Origin of the sequence: Mesorhizobium sp. LNJC394B00, from assembly GCF_000502555.1 — a bacterium.
Taxonomy (GTDB): Bacteria; Pseudomonadota; Alphaproteobacteria; order Rhizobiales; family Rhizobiaceae; genus Mesorhizobium.
The window spans coordinates 169,089-192,779 of the sequence record NZ_AYWH01000012.1; the positions used below are offsets into that span (position 1 = coordinate 169,089).

Genomic DNA, 23,691 nt, shown 5'->3' on the forward strand with positions numbered 1-23,691 from the left:
CCCGTAGTCTGCGCGAATCAACTGGGGAAGCGGACAGACGCGCAGCATCATATATTGTCGCCGCCTGAGCGAACGCGCCAAGCAGTCTACTTTGAGAAACGACGTGTGTACGATTTTTTCGAGGCGCGGGGCCGGTATGTTCCGAAGGACCAATACTATAGCGTAGTGTCACATTCATATTTCTGCGGGATGAGGACACGTGCCGAAGGAAAATCGCACATTTTCGCCGAGTGGCTTATTTCCAAGAGTGTGATCGATTTGGCATATTCCCGGCCGACATCCGCCAGCCGGCAACTCCCCACACGGTGAGGAAGAGAAGCCTCACGCCTGCACTTTCTGCCGGAGCGCGCGTGCTGCAGCGACCATGTTAATGAGGGCAGGGCGGACCTCCTCCCATTTGCGTGTTTTGAGGCCACAGTCCGGGTTTACCCACAGTTGGCGGTCGGACAGTCGCTCGCGGGCAAGCATGATTAGGTCCGAAATCTCGCCGACCTCCGGCACACGTGGTGAGTGAATGTCATAGACGCCGGGACCGATTTCGTTCGGATATTTCGAGCTCGTGAAGGCGTCCAGCAGTTCCATCTTCGAGCGCGACGTCTCAATCGAAATGACATCCGCATCCATTCCAGCGATCGCGTCGATGATCTCGTTGAACTCCGAATAGCACATGTGGGTATGGATTTGAGTCGCGTCCTTTACACCCGTTGAAGCGATCCGGAAGGATTCGACAGCCCAGTCGAGATAGGCTTTCCAGTCAGATTGGCACGCAGTGGCAATCCTTCGCGAAACGCGGCCTCATCGATCTGCACCATCCTTGCGCCGGACCTTTCGAGATCCCTCACTTCGTCGCTGATGGCGAGCGCGATCTGGCGGCAGGCTTCGGAGCGGGGTACGTCGTCGCGAACAAAAGACCAGTTGAGAATGGTGACTGGGCCTGTGAGCATTCCCTTCACGGGCTTTTCCGTAAGCGACTGGGCGAATTGCCACCAGCGCACTGTCATCGGATTGCGCCTCGATACATCGCCGAAAATGATGGGGGGACGCACGTAGCGCGACCCATAGCTTTGTACCCAGGCATGCTGGGTGAAGGCGAAGCCAGACAGCTGCTCGCCGAAATGCTGTACCATGTCGTTTCGCTCGAACTCACCGTGCACCAGCACGTCCAGCCCGATCTCTTCCTGCCAGCGAATTGCAGCCTCGATCTCCTTCCTCAGGAACGTCTCGTAGTCGACATAGCTCAGCTGGCCCTTCGCATGAGCGGCCCGCGCCTTGCGTACCTGCGGCGTCTGCGGGAAGGACCCGATGGTCGTCGTCGGGAACGGCGGCAGCCCGAGTGAGCCGGCTTGGACTCTGGAGCGCTCGGCAAAAGCGCTCTCTCGTCGCTTCGCGCTGTCGTCAATGCTAGCGATCCGCCCCTGAACAAGCGGGTCATGGATCCTCGTGGATGTCACGCGCGTGGCGGCAGCCTCGGCAGACGCTTTCAACGAGCCAGCCACCGCATCTCTGCCTTGGGACAGGGCCCGGGCCAGCAACACCAATTCGTCGGTCTTCTGGGCCGCGAAGGCGAGCCACGAGCTGATGTCGGCGTCGAGTTCCGTCTCCATGCGCAGGTCGATAGGCACATGCAGCATCGAGCAAGAAGGCGCGATCTCGACGCGGTCCAAGGGCCAGCCGGCGACGATCGGTTTGATGCGGTCGAGAATGGCGGGGAGGTTCGCACGCCAGACGTTGCGGCCGTCGATCAAGCCAAGCGAGAGCACCAGATCCTTCGGAGCGAGCCGACCCACCGTTTCCAGCTGCTCGGGAGCGCGCACGAGATCAATATGCAGGCCGGCCAGGGGCAGAGAAACCGCGGTTTCGAGATTGTCTCCCAGCGACCCGAAATACGTAGCCAGCATGATCTTCAGCTCGGGCGCGGCTTTCGACAGCTGGCCATAGGCGAATTCGAACGCAGCTCGTTCGTTCGGGTTCAGATCGAGGACAAGCGCTGGCTCATCGATCTGCACCCAGTCGGCTCCCGACAGCTTCAGCCTCTGCAGGACTTGCTCGTAAACGGGCAGCAGCCGCGGTAGGAGCGCGATGGGACCGAACCCTTCGGCACGCGATTTCGCCAGCTTGAGGAAGGTGATGGGTCCAAGGATGACTGGGCGTGTGTGAATGCCGAGAGCTTTAGCCTCGAGGAAGTAATCGACCGGCTTCGATGACGAGAGGGCGAACGTCTGATCATCATCGAGTTCCGGCACAATGTAGTGGTAGTTGGTGTCAAACCACTTGGTCATTTCCATCGCGGTTACACCAGGTCCATGAGCCTCCTCCTGGTGACCGGCGTGTCCACAATCCTCCGTCTGACCCTGGTTGCCGCGCGCCATTGCGAAGTAGATGTCAAGTGGGACCTCGCCGCTATTCCAGCCGTACCGGGATGGAATGGCCCCGACCATGGCTGCGGTGTCGAGCACATGGTCGTAAAGCGAGAAGTCGTTCGACGGGATTTTCGACACGCCGCGATCGCGCTGCTCTTCCCAGCTAGCGGCTCGGAGCGCCTTCGACGTCGCAAGAAGGTCGCCAGCGGACGATGTTCCGGACCAGTAGCTTTCGAGGGCGAATTTCAGTTCTCGCCGACGACCGAAGCGCGGCACGCCGAGCGTTGCTACAGGAATTTGCTGAGAGACAGTCATGTCATACCCCGATGGTTGGGGGCGTCGGTGACAAGGAAGGCGCTAGCAGGCCGGCACGCCGGTTGCAGCGGCCACCGAGACACCCCGCCCGTGGACGTAATTCGCCGTGGCAGGTCTCTGGCTCGCGGGGTCATAGCCTCTACCCGTCTTCCCGAGGGTATTCGCCTCAGTGACATGAGTGGATTGGCTCGCCGCTAACAGTTGCGGGGGCAGCGCCGGCATCGCACCGGCTTCCCTCTTAGCTTCGCTGCGGCAGCGCCGCACGCGAAGAACCACGACACGCAGACAATCACAACAATCCGCTCTCCTGTCAATGACGCATAACCAAATGTTTATGTCGTTATGCGATCGCGCTTTTACGCTTGTCTAACATTGTGAAATATTCAGTCGCCCATTGGCTGCGCTGCTGCGCTGCCACCATTGTCCAACTAATGGATTCCTGTCGGGCTGCGACATCCCTCGCAGGTCGCCCATGAAGGATTTCGGACAAGACATCAAGCGCGTGACAACGTCGTTAGAATGCAGAAGATCGCAGCGAGCTTTGACACAGTTCCGCCACTGCGGTCATCGCGTCAGTAGGGCGGCTGGTTAGTTGCCCGCGCATCTACAGCAACCCAGCCCGTTCCGCCTCGCGGCGCAAATTCTGCCGCGGCCTTGGCCCGAGCTGCTGGATCGCCAGCCCGGCTGCCAGCGACCCGAGATCGCCGCAATCCTGCAGGCTGCGTCCGGTCGTGTAGCCGTAGAGTAAGCCAGCGGCGTAGAGGTCGCCGGCGCCGGTGGTGTCGACCAGCTCGCGGATCGTCGTCGCCTGGATGGTGACGGTCTCGTCGCCGCGCACGATCACCGAGCCTTTTTCGGAACGGGTGACGGCGGCAATCTTGCAGTCCTTGCGGATCTGAGCCAGCGCCTCGTCGAAGGATTTTGTCTGGTAGAGCGACTTGATCTCGTGGCTGTTGGCAAAGACGATGTCGACAGTGCCCGAGCGCATCAGCTCGAGGAACTCGTCNGAGCGACTTGATCTCGTGGCTGTTGGCAAAGACGATGTCGACAGTGCCCGAGCGCATCAGCTCGAGGAACTCGTCGCGGTAGCGGTCGACGCAAAACGAATCCGACAGCGTCATCGACACTTCGCGGCCGGCGGCATGCGCCAGCCGCGCGGTCTGCCGGATCGCTTCCTTGGCGCGCGGCGGATCCCACAGATAGCCCTCGAAATAGGTAACCTTGGCGCCGGATGCCTTGTCGGCCTCGACGTCTTCCGGGCCGAGTTCGACGCAGGCGCCGAGATAGGTGTTCATCGAGCGCTCGCCGTCGGGCGTGACGAAGATCATAGAGCGCGCCGTCGGCGGCTCGCCCTTGAGTGGCCTGGTGTCGAAGGCGACACCCTGTGCATGGATATCGTGCGCATAGATTTCGCCCAGCGCATCGTTGGAGACCTTGCCGAAGAAGGCGGCGCGTCCGCCGAAGCTGGCTACGCCGGCCGCCGTGTTGCCGGCACTGCCGCCGGAGGCCTCGATCGCCGGGCCCATGCGGCTGTAGAGCAGTTCGGCGCGGCGCGTGTCGATCAGGTTCATCGCGCCCTTGATGATGCCGTTGATCTCGAGGAATGCCTCGTCGCACTGGGCGATGATGTCGACAATGGCATTGCCGATGCAAAGCACGTCATAATCCGGCATCAATGTCTCCGCCAAAAAACCCGAGCCGGCTTCTCGCCACGCCTGCCAGGCGCGGGTCTGCCCGGTGGAAATGGGCTTTCCGCTTGCCAATCCGTTCGCCTGCGGCTCTCACGGGGCGGCGAGTCCTGCCTCGCGACGCAATTCGTCCGCCCTGTCTGTCTTCTCCCAGGTGAAATCAGGCTCTTCACGGCCGAAATGGCCATAGGTCGCTGTATTGCGATATATAGGGCGCAAGAGATCAAGCATCTTGATAATGCCTTTCGGTCTGAGATCGAACAACTCAAGAATGAGGCGCTCGATCCTGCTTTCCTCAACCCTGGCTGTCCCGAACGTGTTGACCATGACGGAAACCGGACTGGCCACGCCGATTGCGTAAGCAAGCTGCACCTCGCACACGTCCGCAAGTCCGCTAGCGACGATGTTCTTTGCGACATAGCGGGCTGCATAGGCAGCCGAGCGGTCAACCTTGGACGGGTCCTTGCCCGAGAAGGCGCCGCCGCCATGACGACCCGTCCCGCCATAGGAATCGACGATGATCTTGCGTCCAGTGAGACCGCAGTCGCCGCGCGGCCCGCCGACTACGAACCGCCCCGTCGGGTTGACCAGAATTCTGACGCCTTCCGTCTCCAGGTGGGTCGGCAGGACAGGCTTTATGATTTCCTCAATGACGCCCTCGCGGACAGTCTCTTGCGAGACCTGCTCGTCATGTTGCGTCGACACGACGATGGTATCCAGGGCGACCGGGCGCAACCCCTCATAGCGCACTGAGACTTGGGATTTCATGTCAGGACGCAACCAGCCAAGCTGTTGTGCCTTCCGGACATACGCCTGCCGTTTCGTCAAGCGATGAGCGAGCTGGATCGGCAAAGGCATCAGGGTATCGGTTTCGCGGCATGCGTAGCCGAACATGAGGCCCTGATCTCCCGCTCCCTGCTGGAGGTCTTGCCCTCTTCCCTCGTCAACGCCTTGGCTGATGTCGGGCGATTGCTCGGTGAGGGCATGAACGACGGAGCAACGCCGGCCGTCAAAGCCGACGGCCTCGTCGTCGTACCCAATGTCGAGAATCGTATCGCGCGCAACTTGGCTGTAATCCACCTGGGCATCGCTGGTGATCTCGCCAGCCAGAACGACTATCCCTGATTTTACCAACGCTTCACAGGCGACGCGCGCCTTGGGATCTGTGCGGAGGATGGCATCGAGGATGGCATCCGAGATGTTGTCGGCCAACTTATCCGGGTGCCCCGCGCCAACCGATTCGGAAGAGAACACGAACTGCCTAGCCATGAATACCTCGCTTCGGATGTTGGATGTGGTATGGGCATTTTGCTTGGCCCACCTTACTTGTCGGAGATGCCCGGGACCTCGAACGCAGCGCACAAGTCGGCAACGTCTCTTCGCACGCAGGCATGGAGATCTTCGTCGTCTGGCCGCTGGAGGACGGAGTCAATGAAGCCAGCAATTTGCACCATTTCCACATCGCGCATGCCCATTGACGTCACTGCTGGCGCCCCCAGGCGAATTCCGCTTGTGACCGCCGGATGCCGCGGGTCGCCAGGCACCATATTAAAGTTTGTGATGATTCCTGCCTTTGCTAGTCGCTCGGCATAGGCCTTGCCCGATAGTGGCCGATCGCGAAGATCAAGGATCAGCATGTGATTGTCCGTCCCCCCGGTAACCAGGTCATAACCTCGCTCAAGCAGTGCATGTGCCAGAGCCTTGGCATTCTTGACCGTCTGTTGGCCGTAGCTTCGGAAGGACGGGTTCGCGGCTTCGTGCAAGGCAACCGCTAGCGCAGCGATGGCATTCATGTGAGGTCCGCCTTGCAGGTGAGGGAAGACCGCCCGGTCTATTCGTCTGGCGAGATTGTATTTGCTCTTTGTATGATACAGGGCCTGATAGCGATCTTCGTTCCTTGACAAAATGAAGCCACCGCGGGGACCGCGGATCGACTTGTGGGACGTGCTGCTGACCACGTCGCAATGGCCCACGGGATTCGGGTGCGCTCCCGCGGCAATCAGGCCGCTGATGTGCGCAATGTCGGCTACGAGATAGGAGTTCGCTTCCAGGGCAATTTCTGCCATTGCCGCGTAGTCAAAGACACGCGGGTAAGCGGTTCCGCCGACCCAAATGAGCCGCGGCCGTTCCCGCTTGGCTGTCTCGCGCAAGCGGTCATAGTCAATCTGCTGTGTCTTTTCATCTAGTCCATAGGGCACGCGTTGATAGTCAGTTCCGGAAAAGTTGATGGCCCAACCATGAGTCAGATGGCCCCCTTCCGGAAGGGGCAAGCCCATGACTTTGTCACCGGGACTCAAAAGCGCACGATAGACAGCCTGGTTGGCCGGCGAGCCGGAATAAGGCTGGACGTTGGCATGCTCGCTGCCAAATAGCGTTTTCAGGCGCCCAATGGCCAGATCCTCAAGCTCATCAACGATCTCGTTTCCAGCGTAGTAGCGCGCGCCGGGGTACCCCTCGGCGTACTTGTTCGTGAAAATCGAGCCGTTCGCTTCCAGCACGGCCGAGGACGCAAAGTTCTCTGAGGCGATGAGCTTGAGGGTCGTCCGCTCCTGCCGCTCCTGTCTCAGAAGCAGCTCGTGGACGCGGCAATCAACCGCGGCCAAGGAAGACCGCCCGTGGGTGTCCGGCTGTGCGATTGCGCCGTCTGCGGAGTTGTCCATGGTAGCTTCGCGCTCCAATTGGATTGACCTATTTCACGATCAAGCACGCGGTCCTTTTCGGCCGCGTGTCTCGTACCGCTTCGAGCCGCTGCAGGTCCTGTTTATGATAGCCGTCGCGATGGGGCAGGAGATCGACCAATAATTGAACCAGCCCGCCGTCGTTGGATCCTGCGTTGAGATGGTACGAGCGCCACGGAGGCTGTTCGTTGCAGCAAAGAAAGTCGGCTCTGGCGAGCAGCCGGACGTGTCGCGCAACCCGCTCTCGACACACGCTCAGAATCTCCGCTAGCTCGCAGACAGTTAGGTCCGCATGCGCACAAAGGCCCAGGATTCGAAGGCGGTCAGGATGCGCTGCCATGCGTAGGCGACTAACCAGTGTCATCATGGCTCAGGACCAAGTCCTACCGAATTTCTCATTTCGCGTTCTCCGCAGAAGTTGCGATTTCGAAGGGTTGTCCAACGACCGGACAAATCTCGGTGGCCGTGACGACCGTCGATATCCTGTGTCGAACAAACAAATGGGCGCTCTTCTTGCCTTTAGCCGAAATTGCAAGCAGTTCGGCCAGTCGAAGACAAGCGGGGCCACGGTTTGGAACCACTGACCTCAGACGTTGCAATAAGCCTACCATTCACAGCGAACCGGAGTTGCTAAGACTCTATGAAGTTCCTTGAAGGATCTGTTGCGACGTTTGCCCAGCCCGCTCGTGCTCCCGGTTTGCAGCGGTCAATCTCGAGCAGACTGACGGTGACGCAAAGATGACAAGGAAGGTTCCCTTTCAATCAGTCTTCTTCCTGGCCAAGTAGTTCGTAGTTTCATAACCTGACTGGAGACACTGGTTCAAATCCAGTCCCCGCAACCAACGATTCTTGCGAAAGCAAGGTACCCAAAACCCCGGCCTCCGAAAGGACGTCGGGGTTTTTCTTGTTCGCCGCGAACCGAAGGATCGCAGCCAGGTCGCCGCGCAGCACGATGGCCAGCTCATCCGCGTCGGGCACGAGTGTCACCTGATCGACCAGCGTGCGGAAAACCTCTGCCGCCTCGGCCTTGCCGTCCTCGCTCTGCAGTCCCTCATAGAGGGTCGAAATCCGGTGGCTGTAAATCCCCGCCATGTTCGGATGTAGAAGCGGCGGCGGCTCCGCGGCCTCGGCCCGCGCCTTTTCGAGATCCTCTTTGCGGATCTCGAGTTCCTTCATCTGCTTCATTACGCGCTTCGATGCATCGATGTCGTCGGACGCCAAGATCAGCTTCATCAGCTTGTCGAGTTCACGGTCTATTCGCGGATGGGCGTGCCATCCCGGGCACCGCTGATCGAGGCCGTCGTCCTCAGCCTGAGCCCGCCATATTCCAGCTCCTCGCGAATACGATCGACCCTAAGCGCATCAGCGTCGAACTCCACGCCATCGCCGGCGTCCTGCGCCAGGATCTCCCGAAACGTCGCCAGCATCGGCTCCGCGCTCGGATCGCCGAAACCCAACAGATCCAGGTCGCGCGTGCCGCGGTGTGGGTCGTCGAACCAGCTCATCATCAGCATCGCGCCCTTCAGCACGAAGCGGTCGGCATGGCGTGACCGGCTGAGCCGGAAGAGCAGCCGCTCGAGGGCGAAGCGAGTCAGAACCAGGTCGAAGCTCTGGCCACTTGCCTTGGCGAGTTGCAGCAGGCGTGCGCGCACAGAGGCGCCGATGTTTTTGATCTCTTTAGCCATTGGCAGTCAGCGCCTCGAGATACGGCCGGATCACCGTGGAGACACCGCCACGCTCGGCCTGCCTGGCAATTTCGCCGGGCGCGGCCTTGCGCTGGCGGAGCGCTTCCTGGAGACCCTCGATCGCCACCGAAAGGCCGATCTTGTTGCGATATCGGAAGCAGTCCGCGACGGTTTTGACGACGCCAAAGACCCTTACGGGCACGCCCTCGACGCCATGAGTTTCGACGCTGTCGTTGAGCAGACTTTCGGTGAAACGCACGATACGGATCGGCGTACCGTCGGGTTTTGGAGCCCAGTCTTTCCGGCCTATCGCCAGCCACACCTGCTTCGGAAGTTGATCGGTCAGGCCGTGGAATGCGAGGGCCGACACAAGGCAGACCACACCCTTGGGTACGCGCTTGGCAGCCTCGGCCAGGCTATGATTGGCGTCGAGCGGTGCATCGGAGAGCTGGTACAGGCCCCGCGCGAGCCGGAGCACCTCTCCATCTCGCTCCATACGGCTCATCGTGGCGGCTGTTACGCCGGCGTCGCGCAGCTCCACGAGACGCGCGATCCCGCGGGCCCGCAGCAGGGCGTGGGCGATCTGGCGCTGAGAGGTGGATTCGGACATTGATACGATAGCTCGGAACTTAGACTGTATGGTCCAAGGATTTGTATCACAGGTCGAAGAGAGAGGGAAGCTGACCAGAGTTTGTGAATATGGCTTATTGCTAACCCAGGCGACGGCAACTCGCGGAAACTTAAACCGGAGACATAACGACAAGGGTCGAGTGACGACCGTGGCTCAAGCATCGATCAGTCGGCCCAGTGGGACGGCACGGATGAATTCATCGCGCGTGAGTTTGCACAGCGCGAACTCCCCGCGCTGGAACGGGCCGCCCAGCCGCTGGGAGACCGCCTCGCCGGCAAGATAGAGGATGTGGCCGCCAAAATCGAAGAACACATGCGCGCTGGCGCGCTTCCATTTCTCGATGAATTGAACGCTACGTCCCATCCAGCGCATCACCGCGAATGTCTTCCCGTTGAGTTCGACGGGCCGCTTTGTGAAATCCATCGAAATCCCGAAATTAAATCCGAGAAACGAGTTGTCGCTGTGGATGTGAACCAGCCAGAACATCCGGTGCCCTTGCTTGTAGAAAGCCTCCCTTGAGGCGCGTTCATCCTCTGAGATGGAAGAATGCTGTAGCTCCAGCACCGTCGCCTTCGACGTGCCGGCACCATATAAGACATCTGCTCGGTGACGTTCGCCCGTAGCGCCGTCGACCAGGCCGATCTCACGGCACGAAAGATCAAACAGTTCCTTCCAACCGACATGCCACGGTCCTTCGGGTTCGCTCCAGGGATCGCAATCGCCTCCCTTGTGCCGCCAATGCGGGACGTTCTCGACCGGCATGACCGCACTGAGAAGGCCACCGCAATCACGGCAGGCGGTGCGTTCGCCCTTTGCCAGCGGCGCGCGCTTCTCACCATCAACCCAAGCATACAACATCAGTCAGGCCCCTCCAGTGGCCACTTCAGGCAATCGTCTCTATGCCGCAATCAACGCATGCTGAGTTCGAGATTCTGCATAAAGCTCGCAGTATTCGGCGCAAAGAATGTGTTGTTTGTAGTCTTCGCACATCTTCCCGATCCAATTTTGTGCGAACCTGATCATACGGCCTCACGCCTTTACTGAAAGCCGGTTCTGAGGGGAAAGTCTTTTCCTGCGTCCGAATCGGTGTCTCAGCCGACCCCTTCTGCGAAGCTACCTCGCAACGCCCCGATGCAGCACGGAGATCAGGGACACACCGTCCTTTCCGCAGAGCTTAGATCCCTGATCGCACTATGGCTCGGCTCCCGCTGGCGCTCCCGCCGGGCGGTTTCGCTAGAGCAGTTCAGATTTTGACTGAATCTGCGGGATTCCCTTGAGAGTGGTTTTGTGATTCAAGATGCTGGCTGGATCGGAGGCCAGCATCAGATGACGGCTCCCCTTTCGAACGATCTACGTGAGCGTGTTGTTGGCGCGATCGAGGCTGGCGAGAGCTGCCGCTCGGTGGCGGCTCGTTTTGGCGTGGCGGTTTCGTCGGCGGTGAAGTGGTCGCAGCGCTATCGGGCGAATGGGTCTGTGGCACCGGGTAAGATGGGCGGCCACCGCAAGCGTGTTCTGGAGCCGCACCGGGCGTTCATCGTGGAACGGATCAACCAGACGTCGCATCTGTCGCTGCATGGGCTGAAGGACGAACTTGCGGCGCGCGGTGTGAAGGTCTCGCACGACACGGTATGGCATTTCCTGCGGCGCGAAGGATTGCGGTTCAAAAAAAACGCTATTCGCCCTTGAGCAAGCTCGCGCCGATGTTGCCCGCCGACGACAACGCTGGCGTTCCTGGCAGGCGGGTCTGGATCCGGAACGGCTGGTGTTCATCGACGAAACCTGGATCAAGACCAACATGGCACCGCTGCGCGGCTGGGGACCATGCGGCAAACGCCTGCGCGGCTTTGCTCCGCACGGCCACTGGCGCACGCTGACCTTCCTCGGCGCCCTGCGGCTCGACCGTCTTGCTGCCCCTTGCGTCTTCGATGGACCGATCAACGGCGAGAGCTTCCGGGCCTATGTCGAGCAGCAGCTCGTGCCAGTGCTCCAGCCCGGCGACATCGTCGTCATGGATATGTGTGGACGCCCCCATCGATGCAAGAAGAATCTTCTACAAAGAGATCGGAGCGTGGTCGGGTGCTGACATGTGTCCGGCCTCTGATGCGACGTTCGACATGCCGCGGGCCCGTATGGGAGTTCGCGGAGCGGGTCCAATTCAATCTCGCGTGCTCAACGCACGTATCCATGATCTGGTTTTCCCGATCCCGTCTCGTTGACCGTTGCGCCATACTCTCCGTTTGACCTTCTCACACTTTCGAGGCCTTCTGGCCGAGCGGAACTAACCCGCCACGGCTGGCGCCCGATAAGTTCCGCCTTTCGCCATCAGTGCCCAGACGATGCGTGCAGTTTTGTTGGCAAGCGCGACGATCACCAACATGGGCGGCTTGCGGCCCAAGATGCGCATGAGCCATGGGTCCGCAGATTTCCCCTTCCGCATTGCCCAGCGTACGGCCGCGCTGGCCCCTATGATCAGCAGCCTGCGTAGCGTTCGCTCGCCCATCCGAGACGTCTCGCCGAGCTTCTGCTTTCCGCCCGTGGAGCGTTGCAGCGGCGTAAGGCCAAGCCAGGCCGCGAAGTCGCGCCCTCTCTTGAAGGTCTGAGCCGACGGAGCCAACGCGGCGAGAGCTGTCGCGGTGATCGGACCTATACCGGGGATCGTCATCAGTCGCCTGGCTTCCGTGTCTTCCTTGGCGCGCCGGGCGATCTCGCGGTCGAGCAAAGCCATCTTCTCGTCCAACGAGCGCAATTGCTCCACGAGCAGGCGCAGGATCGAGCGGGCGACTTCGGGAACAGCGGAACCCTTGTCCTCTATCGCGGCCAGAAGCTTGGCCACATGGAAGAGGCCTTGCGCGGCCACCATCCCGAATTTGGCAAGATGGCCGCGTATTGCATTGATGGTTTGGGTTCGCTGCCGAACCACGAGATCGCGGACGCGAAAAACAATGGCCGCAGCTTGCTGCTCTTCGCTCTTCACCGCCACGAACCGCATGGTCGGCCTCTGTGCGGCTTCGCAGATCGCCTCCGCGTCAGCCGCATCGTTCTTCTGCCGCTTCACGAAAGGTTTGACGTAGCCCGGCGCGATCAGCCGGACGCTATGCCCAAGCCCTGAAATCTCCCGCGCCCAGTAATGGCTGCTGGCGCAGGCCTCCATCGCAACCGTGCAAGTCGGCTGCTCGGCGAGGAACCGAAGCACCTGATCACGACGCAATTTCTTGCGGAACAGGGCGATTCCCGATGCATCCGCACCGTGCGCCTGAAAAACGTTCTTCGCTAGATCCAACCCGATTATGTTAACTTCCAACATGGACGCCTCCTTCAAGTGATGATCAACGACACCACTTTGGCACAGCGATGCCGCCAGGGGGCGTCCACCCCATCAATCTTGGCTCCCACAAGTCGGCCGCCTGATCCGCGCCGCAGGCGCCAGGCTTTGGTATCTGCCGCCATACTCGCCCGACCTCAACCCAATCGAGCAAGCCTTCGCCAAGATCAAACACTGGATGAGAGCCGCCCAGAAGCGAACCATCGACGACACCTGGCGACACATCGGCCACCTCGTATCAACCATCGAACCCAATGAATGCAGAAACTACTTCGCAAACGCTGGATACGCTTCTGTGAAAATCTGAAACGCTCTAGACAAAAGCTCTCAGCTGGGCCGGGAAGCGCGATTGGCGAAGGGTGGAGCCCAAACTCCCTGGACGGATCTGCCCAGTGATCTGGTTAGTGACAATTTCAAGGTGACCGACCAGCGCCCTACACGACAGTTTACGACCGTCTGCCCGCCCGCAGACCTAGCAACTTCCCGTTAGGGCGTCCGACCCGCCCCAAGTCTTGATTAAGCCTGCGGGCCGTTCCGGACCGCAGGCGTCAACGTGCGGGAATAAAATGAGGAGTGGCGCATGGGGTGGCTGCAGCAACTTGACCCATGCGACGTCCGACAAACTGCCAGCTCTCTTTTAGCAGGATGCCTAGATTTGGCGTCACAACAAAAACATCGTTGAAACCTAATCTGTCTTGTGCCTGTAGTAGATCAATAGCGGGCACTTTGCAAAATGATGAGCTATGACAATCCGCGACGGAGAAAGTGAGCGATGAAGCTCGCCCCACCTGCGTATGCAGCATGATGCTGGCCATGAGGGCAGCTACAAACAGGAGATATCCCATGGTTGAAACGCGTGCAGTCGCCATTATCGGCGGGGGCGTAATAGGAGTGAGCTGCGCCTTGATGCTCGCGCGGGAAGGACACCAAGTGACGGTGATCGAGGGGGACCGCATCGGCCATGGCTGCTCGTGGGGCAACGGCGCTCAGTATAATGCGGGGTCGTCTTTCCCGATGGCCCACCCCGGTGTCCTTTGGCGTGCGCTTCGCTGGCTGGTCGACACTAATGGCCCGGTGCGCCTCGCGCCGAGTGAGCTACCCCGCATCCTCCCATGGCTTGTCCGCTTCCTGCGCACCGGCCACCGCGACGTCTGGGAGGCGGCCTATGTGGCGTTGCATGCTCTCCACGCCCCCTGTGCAGAGCTTTATCGTGACATGCTCGGCGATACTGAGTGGAAACGGGTATTCAGGCCGAACGGCGCCCTGCATGTCTCGCGCGATGTTTCACCTGGCGCACTCGACGGACATATAGACAGGTTGCGTACCGCGCATGGCGTGGCCTTCGAGAGGCTCAATGCAGCGGAGCTGCGCGAACTAGAGCCCTGCTTGTCCCGTGACTACCAGCGTGGGATTTTCTTTCCTAGCGGCGGTCATGTGACCTCGCCGCTGGGGCTGGTGAAGGGGCTAATGGAGCGGGGCGCCGCATTGGGAGTTACTATTCGCACGGCGCGGGTCTTGGCTATCGAGCCCGGCATCGACGAGGTGACGCTGCAGACGAACACGGGGCCTCACCGCTGCGACATCGTAGTCATTGCAGCAGGCATCGCCAGCCGGGATCTGGCCCGCTCCCTCGGAATTTCTCTGTCGATGGCCAGCGAGCGTGGCTATCACATCACTATGCCCGGCATTTCCAGCGTCATCAGCCGCCCTGTGACCGACGCCGCATCGGCCTTTGTCGCCACGCCTCTGGAGGAAGGGCTGCGCATCGTGGGCATCGCGGAGTTCGATGCACCCGATGCGCCGCGCGATCCGAACCAGAGAAACAAGCTGGTGGCGTACGCCCACGCGATGTTGCCAAACCTGCGAGTAGGCGAGGTGAGCCACTGGATGGGCGTAAGACCGTCGACGCCGGACAGCCTGCCGATCATCGGCCCCCATCCCGAGCGTCCCTCCATTTTATTCGCCACTGGCCATGGCCACATGGGCATCAGCGGCGCCCCTATGACCGCGGCCATTATCTGCGACCTCGTCGCGGGCCGCACGCCTCGGCGCTCGTGCGCTCCTTACCGGGTGCGCTAGGGGCTATAGCCACAAGTGCAAATTTTATCTTGCGCCCTACTGCAAGCAGGATGCAGTTCATTCATTAAAATGACATAACCAGTACGGACGGAACATACCTCAAATGGATCGTCGGCAAGGTCTCAAGAAGCCGCAAGGCGGTGATTGTCTACTGGTCGGCGATGCCCCTCAGTAGCGGGACAACAGTGGAACAGGCCGGCGCGAACGATGCCTTTGTGAAATTTTTTGGCCTTCAGAAGACCTCTGACGTCGAAACGCTGCTTGTTAAAGATCACAACCTAGACTCTTTCGGGGTTTGACTGAGAGCGATTTCCTGCTCGCCACCACTGAGCTTTTGAAGTGCGTGCTGACAAACACAACGGCAGACGGAATGCCATCCGCCACCGTGCCCCAATGCATCTCGCCGTCGAGCAGCATAAACTGTTGCACCCGCATCAGGCGCAACATCTCGACGGTCGGTATCGCGCGCAACCATGTAGGCGCATCCGCGGCAAAGATCGCCGCCAGGAACGAGCCGCATCCATCGGCCGCCGCAGGTACTCGCCAAGGGCCACGCCCGTTTATCTGTCCTGTACCGCCTATCTCGGGTGGCCAGTGGTCGGAACTGCTACAGGCCGCCGTCGCGACTGTGGAGGGTGGCTGGCCGGCGAAGAATGTTTAGAACCTGGTGTCGCCGCAGCCCCTTTCGGAATAGGACGGCTCCGGATGCATCGGGACCGTTTAGCTTGAACACGCTCTTCGCCGGATCCGAGCCGATTGAGCTAACCTCTCCCAGCTTGATTCGAAAAATTCAGGACGGTCAGGGGTGCCAGACACTGGTCGAAAGCCGAGTTAACCGACCGACGCGAACGTCATCCGTTAAAGGGTTGCGGTGTCGTAGATGGGCAGTCCTGTCACACGGCGGATCGCCGGTGTAATCATCGGGAACATTGTGCATTCAAAGAGGATCGCGGCGATTTCCGGATGCACGTCGCGGAGTCGCGCTACACAGGCTGCAACATCTGCCTCAATCTCGGTGACACTAGTCGGCTGTGTCGGACGCATCATCTCGTTTTGCCACAACGTGCCGCCTTCGATGCCGCCTATGACTACCTTTGCCCTTCGGCTGGATCATCGACGTCGAGAAGATCTTCGCCGCAATGCGTCGAGTCGGCGGTCAGGACTGCGAGCTTTGCGGTGGCCGGTAGCTGGCGCAGTAACATCGGTACCAGAAGCAGGCTCGACATGGCCACGGGTACTTTCACCGATGAGGCCACCGCAGCCTGATACCGGATAGTGAAGCCGCAGTCCCCGCTTATCGCGACCGCGCCTCGTTCGACGAGGCGACGTGCAGCTGCGATATAGGCCGGTTCGAGCGCAGGATCGCCAGGGATGACCCTATCTGCCCAAGCTTCTGGCACCGTCTCTGTAATTATTGGGAAGTCAAAGGTTGCCGGGTTGAAGACCGAACCCGGACGCGGCGTCGGCGCCAATTCGCCGGGGGCTCGCCCAGTTTCGAGGCCTAGAATTCCGAGGGCAGGCTGAGGCTGGATTCTCATGGATGGAAGTGCCTTTTCTTGAACCTGAATGCAGGAAGCCGTCCGCTCTCTAACTGCTTACTGACGCTTCATCCATAGGCATCAGCGCGCCGCGCGCGGCCGGTCAAATATTGAATATAGCCGAGTTCTATCTGAGACCGAGATGGTGCTGGGTCAGCCGGGCGTTGGGAGCAGCTTGACAGCCCTCTGACGCCAGACATGGTGCTCAACTTCGTTCAGGTGGCGAGCCGGGCTCACGTCTATCGGACAGGCTCACGATGCCGGTGAGCGGCGACATGCTGGTGCGGATGATCCGCGCGGCTGGGTTAGAGCCGCCGGAAGCGCCGCGTGTGGTCGGCATCGATGACTGGGCCTGCGCAAGGGGCAGCGCTACGGAACGATCATCTGCGATCTAGAGCGCAACCGCGTGCTGGATCTATTACCCGATCGAAATGCCGACACGGTCGCATCATGGCTGGAACGTCATCCTGGCATCGAGGTTATCGCGCGCGATCGTGCCGGCGTTTATGCCGAGGGCGCCCGTCGCGGTGCTCCCGATGCACGCAGGTCGCCGACCGTTGGCATCTTCTCCAGAACTTGGGCGAAGCGTTGCGTCTGGCCGTCGGTCGCCATCGCAAGGCGGTCAGCGCCGCCGGAAAGGCCATGGCGTCCGAGATGGCCGGAAACGACGACAAACGACGACGCCAGGCCGGAACCACCGGAAGAGACGCCCCGTAACTTCATTGCATGCGCCGGTCGCGGGGCAACGAGCGCCGTAAGCTCTATGGACCTGTGGGCTCCGGCCTGTCGCCGCGCCAGATTGCGCCCCGGATTGGCATGAACGTCAGAACTGTCGAACGCTGGCTCGCAGCGGGCGGTGAGCCGGAGCACCGACGGCGCGCGCTCCGTTCTCATGGATCCTGTTCGCGATTACTCGAACGACGCTGGCAAGAAGGCCAGCGCAACGGATTAGACGGTGCCCACCTCTCCAATCTCGCGGGCGTGGTTTTGACTCGCCGTTTCCTTGCGGGGCAACCGGGTTGTTAGTGTTGGCCGTCGGTAGCGCTCCAACCAATGAGGCGCTGCCTGCACTCGCAGCCAATCTGGCGCTGCCACAGCCAACACCTCCAAGGCATTGCGCATGGCTTCGGTGATCCCCGCCACGCGGTTGAGACCGCGCACCGCCGCGACAACACGGGGTGGAGTCAGTGCGCTGACGACCGTCAGGCCGCACGAGATGGCGCGATTTGGCGATGTCGAGAACAGCGTCAAACAACATCGATTCAGCCCGACCGGCAATCAGGCGCGCCCGAAACTCGCACAAGACCGTGTGGTCGAAGCCGGCATCGGTGAGCGAGAAAGCCAGCGGATACTTCCAATCAATCCTGCTTCGCACGGCATCCGCCGCTTGTCGATCCGACAGACCCTCGGCGAATTGTGGCAAGGTGATGAGCGCCAGGCGCCATGGCGTCGCGGCTGACCGAGCGCGGGAAAGAGCGACGCGAACTGTTGGTCATGGAAGATCGCCCAAATCGTCGCGCAGGATCATCGGCACGCAGCCTCGCGGAAAAGCAGCTTTGGATACCCACATCGTTTCCTCAGGAATTCCGACTGAAAGGTCTGGCCGCAATCATCAAGATTGGCTGCAGCGCTTGTCAGGGATTTCGCCGGCGGCGGCCCAACACGCTCATTGGTCCATGCCCTTCGGATGCGTCAGCGGTGTCTGTGCAAGTTTTGTCTTGCGCGGCGTTTAAGATATGATATAGCTCAATAAATAATTGACCTATTTCAATAGAGGCAAGGAGGCCTCAGTCAAAAGTCGCAAAGGCACTGACGCTAGCGCCTATCCAAGCACTGGGACAAGCTCGCAGCTTCAAACGAAAGCGGGCGACTATAGGCGGCTTTGCATGGCGAGGAGGGGAAGGGACATGCGTGGCGTCGAAGCCTTTAAGGAGCTAACGGAAGAGGTAGCGGAATGGCGCCACTACCTTCATGAGCATCCTGAACTCGAGTACGCGCTGTATAACACGGCAACGTTCGTAGCGGAGAAGCTTGCATCATTCGGGATCAATCACATCGAAACCGGAATCGCGGAAACCGGAATTGTCGCGCTGATTCAAGGTGAGCTGGGAGACGGTCCAACAATCGGCTTGCGGGCAGATATGGACGCCCTGCCGATTATGGAAGCATCAAACAAGCCGTGGTCGTCGAAAGTTCCAGGAAAAATGCACGGCTGCGGTCACGACGGTCACACCGCTATGCTTCTTGGCGCGGCAAAGTACCTCGCCAATACGCGCAACTTCAAGGGCACTGTTGCTCTCATTTTCCAGCCTGCTGAAGAAGACGGTAGGGGCGGTGAGAAGATGGTGCAAGAAGGCATTATGGAGCGGTTTGGCGTTTCACGGGTTTTTGGGATGCATAACTATCCCGGCCTGGAGGTTGGGAAGTTCATGATTTGCAGCGGGCCCATTCAAGGAGGCCTCGATGACTTTGATCTGATCGTTAAAGGTAAAGGCGGTCATGCATCAACGCCTCACCATAACATCGATCCTATCGTCATCGGGGCGCAAATCATCGTCGGGCTGCAGGCCTTGGTGTCGCGCTGCGTTGATCCGCGAGAAGCGTTCGTCATCTCGGTGACGAAAATGCATGCGGGCGACGCCTATAACATTATTCCCCAAAACGCGGAGATATCTGGCACGGTTCGCTATATTGAGCCGCATCTACCAAAATTTGCGGAAAAAGCGATCCTTCAAGTTGCGCAAGGAATCGCAAGGGGTTTCGGCGCCGACGTCGACTTCGACTATCGGCGGCTTGAGCCGATTACAGTAAATCACGAAGCGGAAACCCGACTCGCCGTTGAGGCTGCACGGGGCCTTGTTGGGGCCAAGGCCGTAGACGATCGCATGAAACCTGGGATGGGAGCTGAAGATTTCGCCTATATGCTTCAGGCGAGGCCCGGAGCCTACATTTTCCTAGGCAATGGCGCCACTGCCTCTGTCCACAATCCGGCATACGATTTCGACGACGATGCCTTGCCTTATGGCATTGGCTACTGGGTGAACCTGGTAGAAGGAGCGCTGGCCGCCTAACCGGGACCCATCCCAGAAAAACTGACGTTCAACGACCCCACCGTGGAGGTAAGGGGCAAGCAAAGGGAGAACGAGAATGAGCATATTGATCAATCGTCGGCGTTTCATGCTGTCGTCGTCCGCTGTTGCGGTCGGCGCTTTGGCGGCGCCGGCTGTCCGCGCTTCGGCGCAGACGACGGGAGAACTTCGTGTCTCGACTTATGGTGGACAACTTGGCAAAAGCGTAATCGAAGCTTATGTAAAGCCGTTTGAAGCAGAAACCGGCATTAAGGTCACTCCAATCACGGAAGACTTTACAGTCGCACAGCTGGACTTGATGCAGAAGACGAACAGCGTCACAGTCGATGTCGGTCCATTGAGCCAAGGATCGGTTCTACAGAGCGCAGCGAAAGGGTATCTGGAAGAGATAGACTACTCCCTTTTTAAGGCGGAAAATATCGAAGGCCTTGTTCCCGAAACGAAGAAAAAACAGTCCGTTGGGTTTTTCTTCTACAGCTATAACTTGGTTTACAACACCAAAAAGTATCCATCCGACAAACCACGCCCCAGCAACTGGGCGGAATTCTGGAACGTCGAGAAATTTCCTGGCGTTCGCTACTTGATTTCGGGCCAGTATGGTACCGAGGGCCCTTGGGAACAAGCCCTTTTGGCCGACGGCGTCTCTCCCGACAAGCTCTATCCGATGGATATCGACCGCGTTTTCGCGAGCTTGGACAAGATCAAGCCCCATATACGTAAGTGGTGGACATCGGGATCTGAAATTCAGCAGTTGATGTTGAGTGGCGCCGGTGACTTGATGATGTCTTACGACGGCCGCGTCGCGGCGGCGATCGCTCAAGGCGCTCCGATTGAGATGAGTCGCGATCAGGCGAAATTGACGTTTGACTCTTGGGTAATCTCGAAAAACGGTCCTAACGTGCAAAACGCCCAAAAGTTTGTCGAATTCGTGAGTCGGGCCAAAAACCAAGCAGAGTTCGCGAAAATCTATCCGTCGGGGCCGACGAATCGGAACGCGTTCAAATTGCTGCCGGAAGAAATTGCACTCACGCTTCCAAGCCATCCCAAATACTTGGCAAATGCCATCTTGGAAAATGGGGCCTGGTATGCGGAAGTCGGGGCCGACGGCATGACGAACATTCAACACCTCGTGCAGCGCTGGAGCGATTTCATTATTCGCTAACTCGGCCCAAAAGGAACCAGCGGGGCACGACCAGACCCGCTGGTTGCATTGCTGACTTCATTTCTCGCCGCAAGAAAATTAGGTGGCTCTATGTATCGTACCGCCACAACAAACTCGAGCGCTTCGGCTGTAAGCAAGCTGCTAGAACGAGAAACTATCGGGGAACAACCAATGGAAGAAAGCGCTTCTGCGCAGATCGAGTTTCGTAAGGTTACGAAGATGTATGGCTCGGTGGCAGCCGTGACAGATTTTTCACTTGCCGTTGGCCGCGGGGAGTTTCTTACGATTCTTGGTCCGAGTGGTTCTGGCAAAACCACCGCACTGATGATGCTCGCAGGATTTGAGGCTCCGACCAAAGGCGACATCCTGATCTCTGGGATGTCAGTGGCCGCCGTGCCTTCATACGGCCGAGATCAGGGTATCGTTTTTCAAAACTATGCCTTGTTTCCGCACCTTACGGTGCGACGGAACCTCGAATTTCCGTTGGAGATGCGCGGCGTTAAGGCAAGCGAAAGGGTGGCTCTTGTTGAGAGAATGCTTAAGCGGGTCCATCTTGGCGCTTTCGGCGAACGCATGCCGTCGCAACTTAGCGGCGGTCAGCAGCAACGCGTGGCGCTTGCTAGGGCCTTGATTGCTGATCCTCCAGTCCTTCTTCTTGACGAACCGCTCGGCGCACTGGACAGAAATCTGCGCGAGCAGATGCAAGGCGAGATCAAGAGCTTACATCGAGAATTCGGCAAAACTACCATTTGCGTCACTCACGATCAGGAAGAAGCCCTCACGTTATCGGATCGCATTGTGGTGATGCGAGGTGGCCAAATTGAGCAGTTAGATACGCCTGAAGCTCTTTACGGCCGTCCCGCGAACCGGTTCGTAGCGAACTTCTTAGGCGAAGCGAACATACTTGATGATCCTGAATTGGGATATCACAAGAAAGATAGGCCAGGAACTGTCCCGATGATCCGACCGGAACGTGTTCGCATTGCTGCGGGGAACGCCGTGCAACCTGCTGATCAGGATCAGCGACAGATTGTAAGTGGCATTGTAGAGGAAATGATCTACGCCGGACCTCTACGGAAATATCAGGTCCGAGTTGGCCGCACGTCGCTCATCGTTCGTGAACATGTTGCGTCTGGACAGGAGATCTTCAAGCCCGGTGACACGGTGCGCCTTGACTGGTTTCGCGCTGACGTACGTTCGCTGAGCGAATGAGCTGAGAGGCAAGCAAATGCAATCACTTCAGAAAGTCGTGCGAGCGCCGATAATCCTTGTCATTCCAGCCCTCGCCATCCTCATCAGCGTCTTCGGGATGCCTACCATACAGCTTTTTCTTGAAAGTGTGAATGCCCCCGACTTCAACCTGCATAACTATTATTTGTTCCTCGCCCAGTATTCCAACACTCGGCTCTTGTTTCAGACATTGGAAATCAGCGCAGTAGCTACGATCATCTGTTTGCTGGTTGGCTATCCTACTGCGTACCTGATCTCAGCGGCGCACAAACCGCTTCGAACAATTCTAATCGTGCTCGTCGTCCTTCCGTATCTCACAAGCGACCTGGCCCGGACATACTCGTGGGTTGTGATCCTTGGAGACGCTGGGCTGATCAACAGTGTCTTGATGGATATGGGGATTATCTCCAGCCCGCTACCTCTCATATACAACCGCATCGCGGTATATGTCGGTATGGTCCACATCATGCTGCCAATGATGATCTTGCCGATGGTCAGTGTGATGCTAAGTATCAACACATCCCTGGTCGCTGCTGCAAAAAGCATGGGCGCGAGACCCTCGACAGCTTTCTGGCGCGTCTACTTTCCTCTGAGCATGCCCGGGGTACGCAGCGGGACCTTGCTCGTTTTCGTGATCTGCCTGGGATTCTATATCACTCCGGCCGCGCTGGGCGGGTTGGGTGACGCAATGCTTTCGACTTACATCGCGTCGCAAGTCTCCACAGGGTTCGATATTGGGTCAATCAGCGCTTCCTCATTCATCCTGCTTGCGGTCGCGCTTCTCGTGCTTTCGACTTTTGGTCTCAACCCATCCGGTACACAAGATATCGCGCCGAGGGTGATAAAGCGCTGGTCCGACCGAGTAAACTTTCTGAAGTTGGTCAAAGGCTACTTTAACGAAATTGCTGTGGCCTCCAGGGCGAAGCGATGGTCTACTACATCGCAGCGGACGCGGTCTGAAGGGTGGTGGTTTAGAATTGCGGGCTGGACGGGGGTTTCGCTAGTCATATTTTACCTGCTATTCCCAGAAATAGTCGTTGTCGTCATGTCGTTCAGCGATGGGGCAACCTTACAGTTTCCACCGTCTGGTCTTTCTCTTCAGTGGTACAGGTCGTTTTTCAGCGATGCCGCATGGTATGGCGCGGCACTGAATAGCATCCAAATCGCTCTCGCAGTCTCAATTCTGTCGACGATAGTTGGCACACTAGCTGCGTTTGGCCTCGGCCGGATCGCACCGGACCTACGTAGCTTTATGACAATGGCGATACTGACCCCGATCACCATACCGGTGATCGTTGTCGGCGTGGCGTGCTACTTCGGTTTAGCAAATCTCGGCTTGATTGGCAGCAAGACTGGAATCGTACTGGCGCACACCATCGGAGCCATCAGCTATGTGGTTGTGGTTGTCTCGGCAACGCTGGTTAATTTCGACAAGCGGCTGGTGCAGGCCGCGAAGAGCATGAAAGCGCGACCGTTTACAGCCTTCCGCAGAGTGACTTTGCCGCTCATCCGTCCCGGTATAGTGGGCGCCGCGCTCTTCGCCTTTATCCACTCTTTCGGTGAGGTCGTTATCACTTCGTTTGTCGGAGGATACTCTGTCCGGACTTTGCCGTTGAAGATGTGGGAAAACATCCGTAACGAAATTGATCCGACGGTCGCCGCAGTGGCGTCCCTTTTGACCCTTCTCCCCGTAATTTGGATGATAGTTCTATACGTCATGTGGTGGCGAGCTGGAACTCGCTCTCAGTTAACTGCGCTCGAGGCGAAAGTGTGAAAGCAAGAGCTATCTAGCACGGTCCCGCTGTCCCCCAAGGAATTGTGGGTAGGCAAATTAAGCGGCGAGCGCGCGTCGGCTGTCAGTTGAGCGTGTCGCAGTCAAAAGGTGACGAGGGGGTTAGCCGGCTCACGACGGCT

15 protein-coding genes, 6 pseudogenes and 1 riboswitch are annotated in these 23,691 nt (G+C 58.9%); of the genes and pseudogenes, 9 read left to right on the forward strand and 12 right to left on the reverse strand.

The window, feature by feature from the left end; genetic code table 11:
* Positions 1-321: 321 nt before the first annotated feature.
* The 9 genes and pseudogenes from metE to X751_RS137620 form a co-directional block, all read right to left on the reverse strand.
* Positions 322-2,675 (reverse strand): annotated as a pseudogene (gene metE, locus X751_RS01000000164350) (5-methyltetrahydropteroyltriglutamate--homocysteine S-methyltransferase).
* 90 nt (positions 2,676-2,765) lie between these two features.
* Positions 2,766-2,967: riboswitch (cobalamin riboswitch) on the reverse strand.
* A gap of 312 nt (positions 2,968-3,279) precedes the next feature.
* Positions 3,280-4,348, reverse strand: a pseudogene (locus tag X751_RS01000000164355) (adenosine kinase).
* 108 nt (positions 4,349-4,456) lie between these two features.
* Positions 4,457-5,632, reverse strand: coding sequence for a methionine adenosyltransferase (gene metK / locus X751_RS137645; RefSeq protein ID WP_023671843.1), 1,176 nt, complete (start codon positions 5,630-5,632; stop codon positions 4,457-4,459).
* A gap of 53 nt (positions 5,633-5,685) precedes the next feature.
* Entirely contained in the window at positions 5,686-7,023 is a 1,338-nt protein-coding gene (glyA, locus tag X751_RS137640; protein WP_023671842.1) for a serine hydroxymethyltransferase, read from the reverse strand.
* Positions 7,024-7,051: 28 nt separating this feature from the next.
* Positions 7,052-7,408 (reverse strand): ArsR family transcriptional regulator, encoded by a 357-nt coding sequence (locus X751_RS1000000166295; RefSeq protein WP_084558333.1) that lies wholly within the window; start codon positions 7,406-7,408, stop codon positions 7,052-7,054.
* Between the two features lie 428 nt (positions 7,409-7,836).
* Complete coding sequence (locus X751_RS137635) at positions 7,837-8,274, reverse strand: hypothetical protein (protein ID WP_023746112.1); 438 nt, start codon at positions 8,272-8,274, stop codon at positions 7,837-7,839.
* 47 nt (positions 8,275-8,321) lie between these two features.
* Positions 8,322-8,726: pseudogene (locus tag X751_RS137630) on the reverse strand (nucleotidyl transferase AbiEii/AbiGii toxin family protein); the annotation flags it as partial.
* Positions 8,719-9,336 carry a type IV toxin-antitoxin system AbiEi family antitoxin domain-containing protein gene (locus X751_RS137625; RefSeq protein ID WP_023746114.1) on the reverse strand — a complete coding sequence of 206 codons (618 nt, stop codon included), beginning with the start codon at positions 9,334-9,336 and terminating at the stop codon, positions 8,719-8,721. The gene X751_RS137625 and the pseudogene X751_RS137630, both read right to left, overlap by 8 nt.
* A 174-nt stretch (positions 9,337-9,510) precedes the next feature.
* Positions 9,511-10,215, reverse strand: a complete 705-nt coding sequence (locus X751_RS137620; RefSeq protein ID WP_023746115.1) for a hypothetical protein — start codon at positions 10,213-10,215, stop codon at positions 9,511-9,513.
* A 468-nt stretch (positions 10,216-10,683) separates the two neighbouring features.
* Between X751_RS137620 and X751_RS1000000166300 the strand changes: the two are divergent.
* Positions 10,684-11,371 (forward strand): annotated as a pseudogene (locus tag X751_RS1000000166300) (IS630 family transposase); the annotation flags it as partial.
* Between the two features lie 264 nt (positions 11,372-11,635).
* Here the strand turns inward: X751_RS1000000166300 and X751_RS137605 are convergent.
* On the reverse strand, positions 11,636-12,661 hold the full coding sequence (locus X751_RS137605) for an IS110 family transposase (RefSeq protein WP_023746118.1): 1,026 nt from the start codon (positions 12,659-12,661) through the stop codon (positions 11,636-11,638).
* 47 nt (positions 12,662-12,708) lie between these two features.
* Between X751_RS137605 and X751_RS1000000166305 the strand changes: the two are divergent.
* Positions 12,709-12,986 (forward strand): annotated as a pseudogene (locus X751_RS1000000166305) (transposase); the annotation flags it as partial.
* Positions 12,987-13,227: 241 nt separating this feature from the next.
* On the opposite strand, the gene X751_RS1000000167225 reads toward X751_RS1000000166305, so the two are convergent.
* Entirely contained in the window at positions 13,228-13,524 is a 297-nt protein-coding gene (locus X751_RS1000000167225) for a hypothetical protein (RefSeq protein ID WP_156936412.1), read from the reverse strand.
* On the opposite strand from X751_RS1000000167225, the gene X751_RS137600 reads away from it, so the two are divergent.
* Complete coding sequence (locus X751_RS137600) at positions 13,523-14,758, forward strand: FAD-dependent oxidoreductase (RefSeq protein ID WP_023746119.1); 1,236 nt, start codon at positions 13,523-13,525, stop codon at positions 14,756-14,758. The genes X751_RS1000000167225 and X751_RS137600 overlap by 2 nt on opposite strands.
* A gap of 1,088 nt (positions 14,759-15,846) precedes the next feature.
* Here X751_RS137600 and X751_RS1000000168200 read toward each other — a convergent pair.
* Complete coding sequence (locus X751_RS1000000168200; RefSeq protein ID WP_245265843.1) at positions 15,847-16,230, reverse strand: hypothetical protein; 384 nt, start codon at positions 16,228-16,230, stop codon at positions 15,847-15,849.
* A gap of 266 nt (positions 16,231-16,496) precedes the next feature.
* On the opposite strand from X751_RS1000000168200, the pseudogene X751_RS1000000168205 reads away from it, so the two are divergent.
* The 6 genes and pseudogenes from X751_RS1000000168205 to X751_RS137575 form a co-directional block, all read left to right on the forward strand.
* Positions 16,497-16,872 (forward strand): annotated as a pseudogene (locus X751_RS1000000168205) (transposase); the annotation flags it as partial.
* Between the two features lie 544 nt (positions 16,873-17,416).
* Positions 17,417-17,755, forward strand: a complete 339-nt coding sequence (locus X751_RS1000000168210) for a hypothetical protein (RefSeq protein WP_023746122.1) — start codon at positions 17,417-17,419, stop codon at positions 17,753-17,755.
* Between the two features lie 448 nt (positions 17,756-18,203).
* The gene (locus tag X751_RS137590; protein ID WP_023746123.1) at positions 18,204-19,367 is read left to right on the forward strand and encodes a M20 aminoacylase family protein; all 1,164 of its coding nucleotides are present in this window, start codon (positions 18,204-18,206) and stop codon (positions 19,365-19,367) included.
* A gap of 76 nt (positions 19,368-19,443) precedes the next feature.
* Positions 19,444-20,547, forward strand: a complete 1,104-nt coding sequence (locus X751_RS137585) for an ABC transporter substrate-binding protein (protein WP_023746124.1) — start codon at positions 19,444-19,446, stop codon at positions 20,545-20,547.
* Positions 20,548-20,718: 171 nt separating this feature from the next.
* Positions 20,719-21,759 (forward strand): ABC transporter ATP-binding protein, encoded by a 1,041-nt coding sequence (locus X751_RS137580; protein ID WP_023746125.1) that lies wholly within the window; start codon positions 20,719-20,721, stop codon positions 21,757-21,759.
* A gap of 16 nt (positions 21,760-21,775) precedes the next feature.
* Positions 21,776-23,551, forward strand: coding sequence for an ABC transporter permease subunit (locus X751_RS137575; protein WP_023746126.1), 1,776 nt, complete (start codon positions 21,776-21,778; stop codon positions 23,549-23,551).
* Positions 23,552-23,691 lie beyond the last annotated feature (140 nt).

Bases quoted from the DNA above. Each gene is read 5' to 3' on its own strand.
- X751_RS137590 (WP_023746123.1), top strand. From the start codon at position 18,204: ATGCGTGGCGTCGAAGCCTTTAAGGAGCTAACGGAAGAGGTAGCGGAA.
- X751_RS1000000168210 (WP_023746122.1), top strand. From the start codon at position 17,417: ATGGCTTCGGTGATCCCCGCCACGCGGTTGAGACCGCGCACCGCCGCG.
- X751_RS137625 (WP_023746114.1), bottom strand. From the start codon at position 9,336: ATGTCCGAATCCACCTCTCAGCGCCAGATCGCCCACGCCCTGCTGCGG.
- X751_RS137600 (WP_023746119.1), top strand. From the start codon at position 13,523: ATGGTTGAAACGCGTGCAGTCGCCATTATCGGCGGGGGCGTAATAGGA.
- X751_RS137575 (WP_023746126.1), top strand. From the start codon at position 21,776: ATGCAATCACTTCAGAAAGTCGTGCGAGCGCCGATAATCCTTGTCATT.
- X751_RS137620 (WP_023746115.1), bottom strand. From the start codon at position 10,215: ATGTTGTATGCTTGGGTTGATGGTGAGAAGCGCGCGCCGCTGGCAAAG.
- X751_RS137585 (WP_023746124.1), top strand. From the start codon at position 19,444: ATGAGCATATTGATCAATCGTCGGCGTTTCATGCTGTCGTCGTCCGCT.
- glyA (WP_023671842.1), bottom strand. From the start codon at position 7,023: ATGGACAACTCCGCAGACGGCGCAATCGCACAGCCGGACACCCACGGG.
- X751_RS137635 (WP_023746112.1), bottom strand. From the start codon at position 8,274: ATGAAGCTGATCTTGGCGTCCGACGACATCGATGCATCGAAGCGCGTA.
- metK (WP_023671843.1), bottom strand. From the start codon at position 5,632: ATGGCTAGGCAGTTCGTGTTCTCTTCCGAATCGGTTGGCGCGGGGCAC.
- X751_RS1000000166295 (WP_084558333.1), bottom strand. From the start codon at position 7,408: ATGATGACACTGGTTAGTCGCCTACGCATGGCAGCGCATCCTGACCGC.
- X751_RS137605 (WP_023746118.1), bottom strand. From the start codon at position 12,661: ATGTTGGAAGTTAACATAATCGGGTTGGATCTAGCGAAGAACGTTTTT.
- X751_RS1000000167225 (WP_156936412.1), bottom strand. From the start codon at position 13,524: ATGGGATATCTCCTGTTTGTAGCTGCCCTCATGGCCAGCATCATGCTG.
- X751_RS137580 (WP_023746125.1), top strand. From the start codon at position 20,719: ATGGAAGAAAGCGCTTCTGCGCAGATCGAGTTTCGTAAGGTTACGAAG.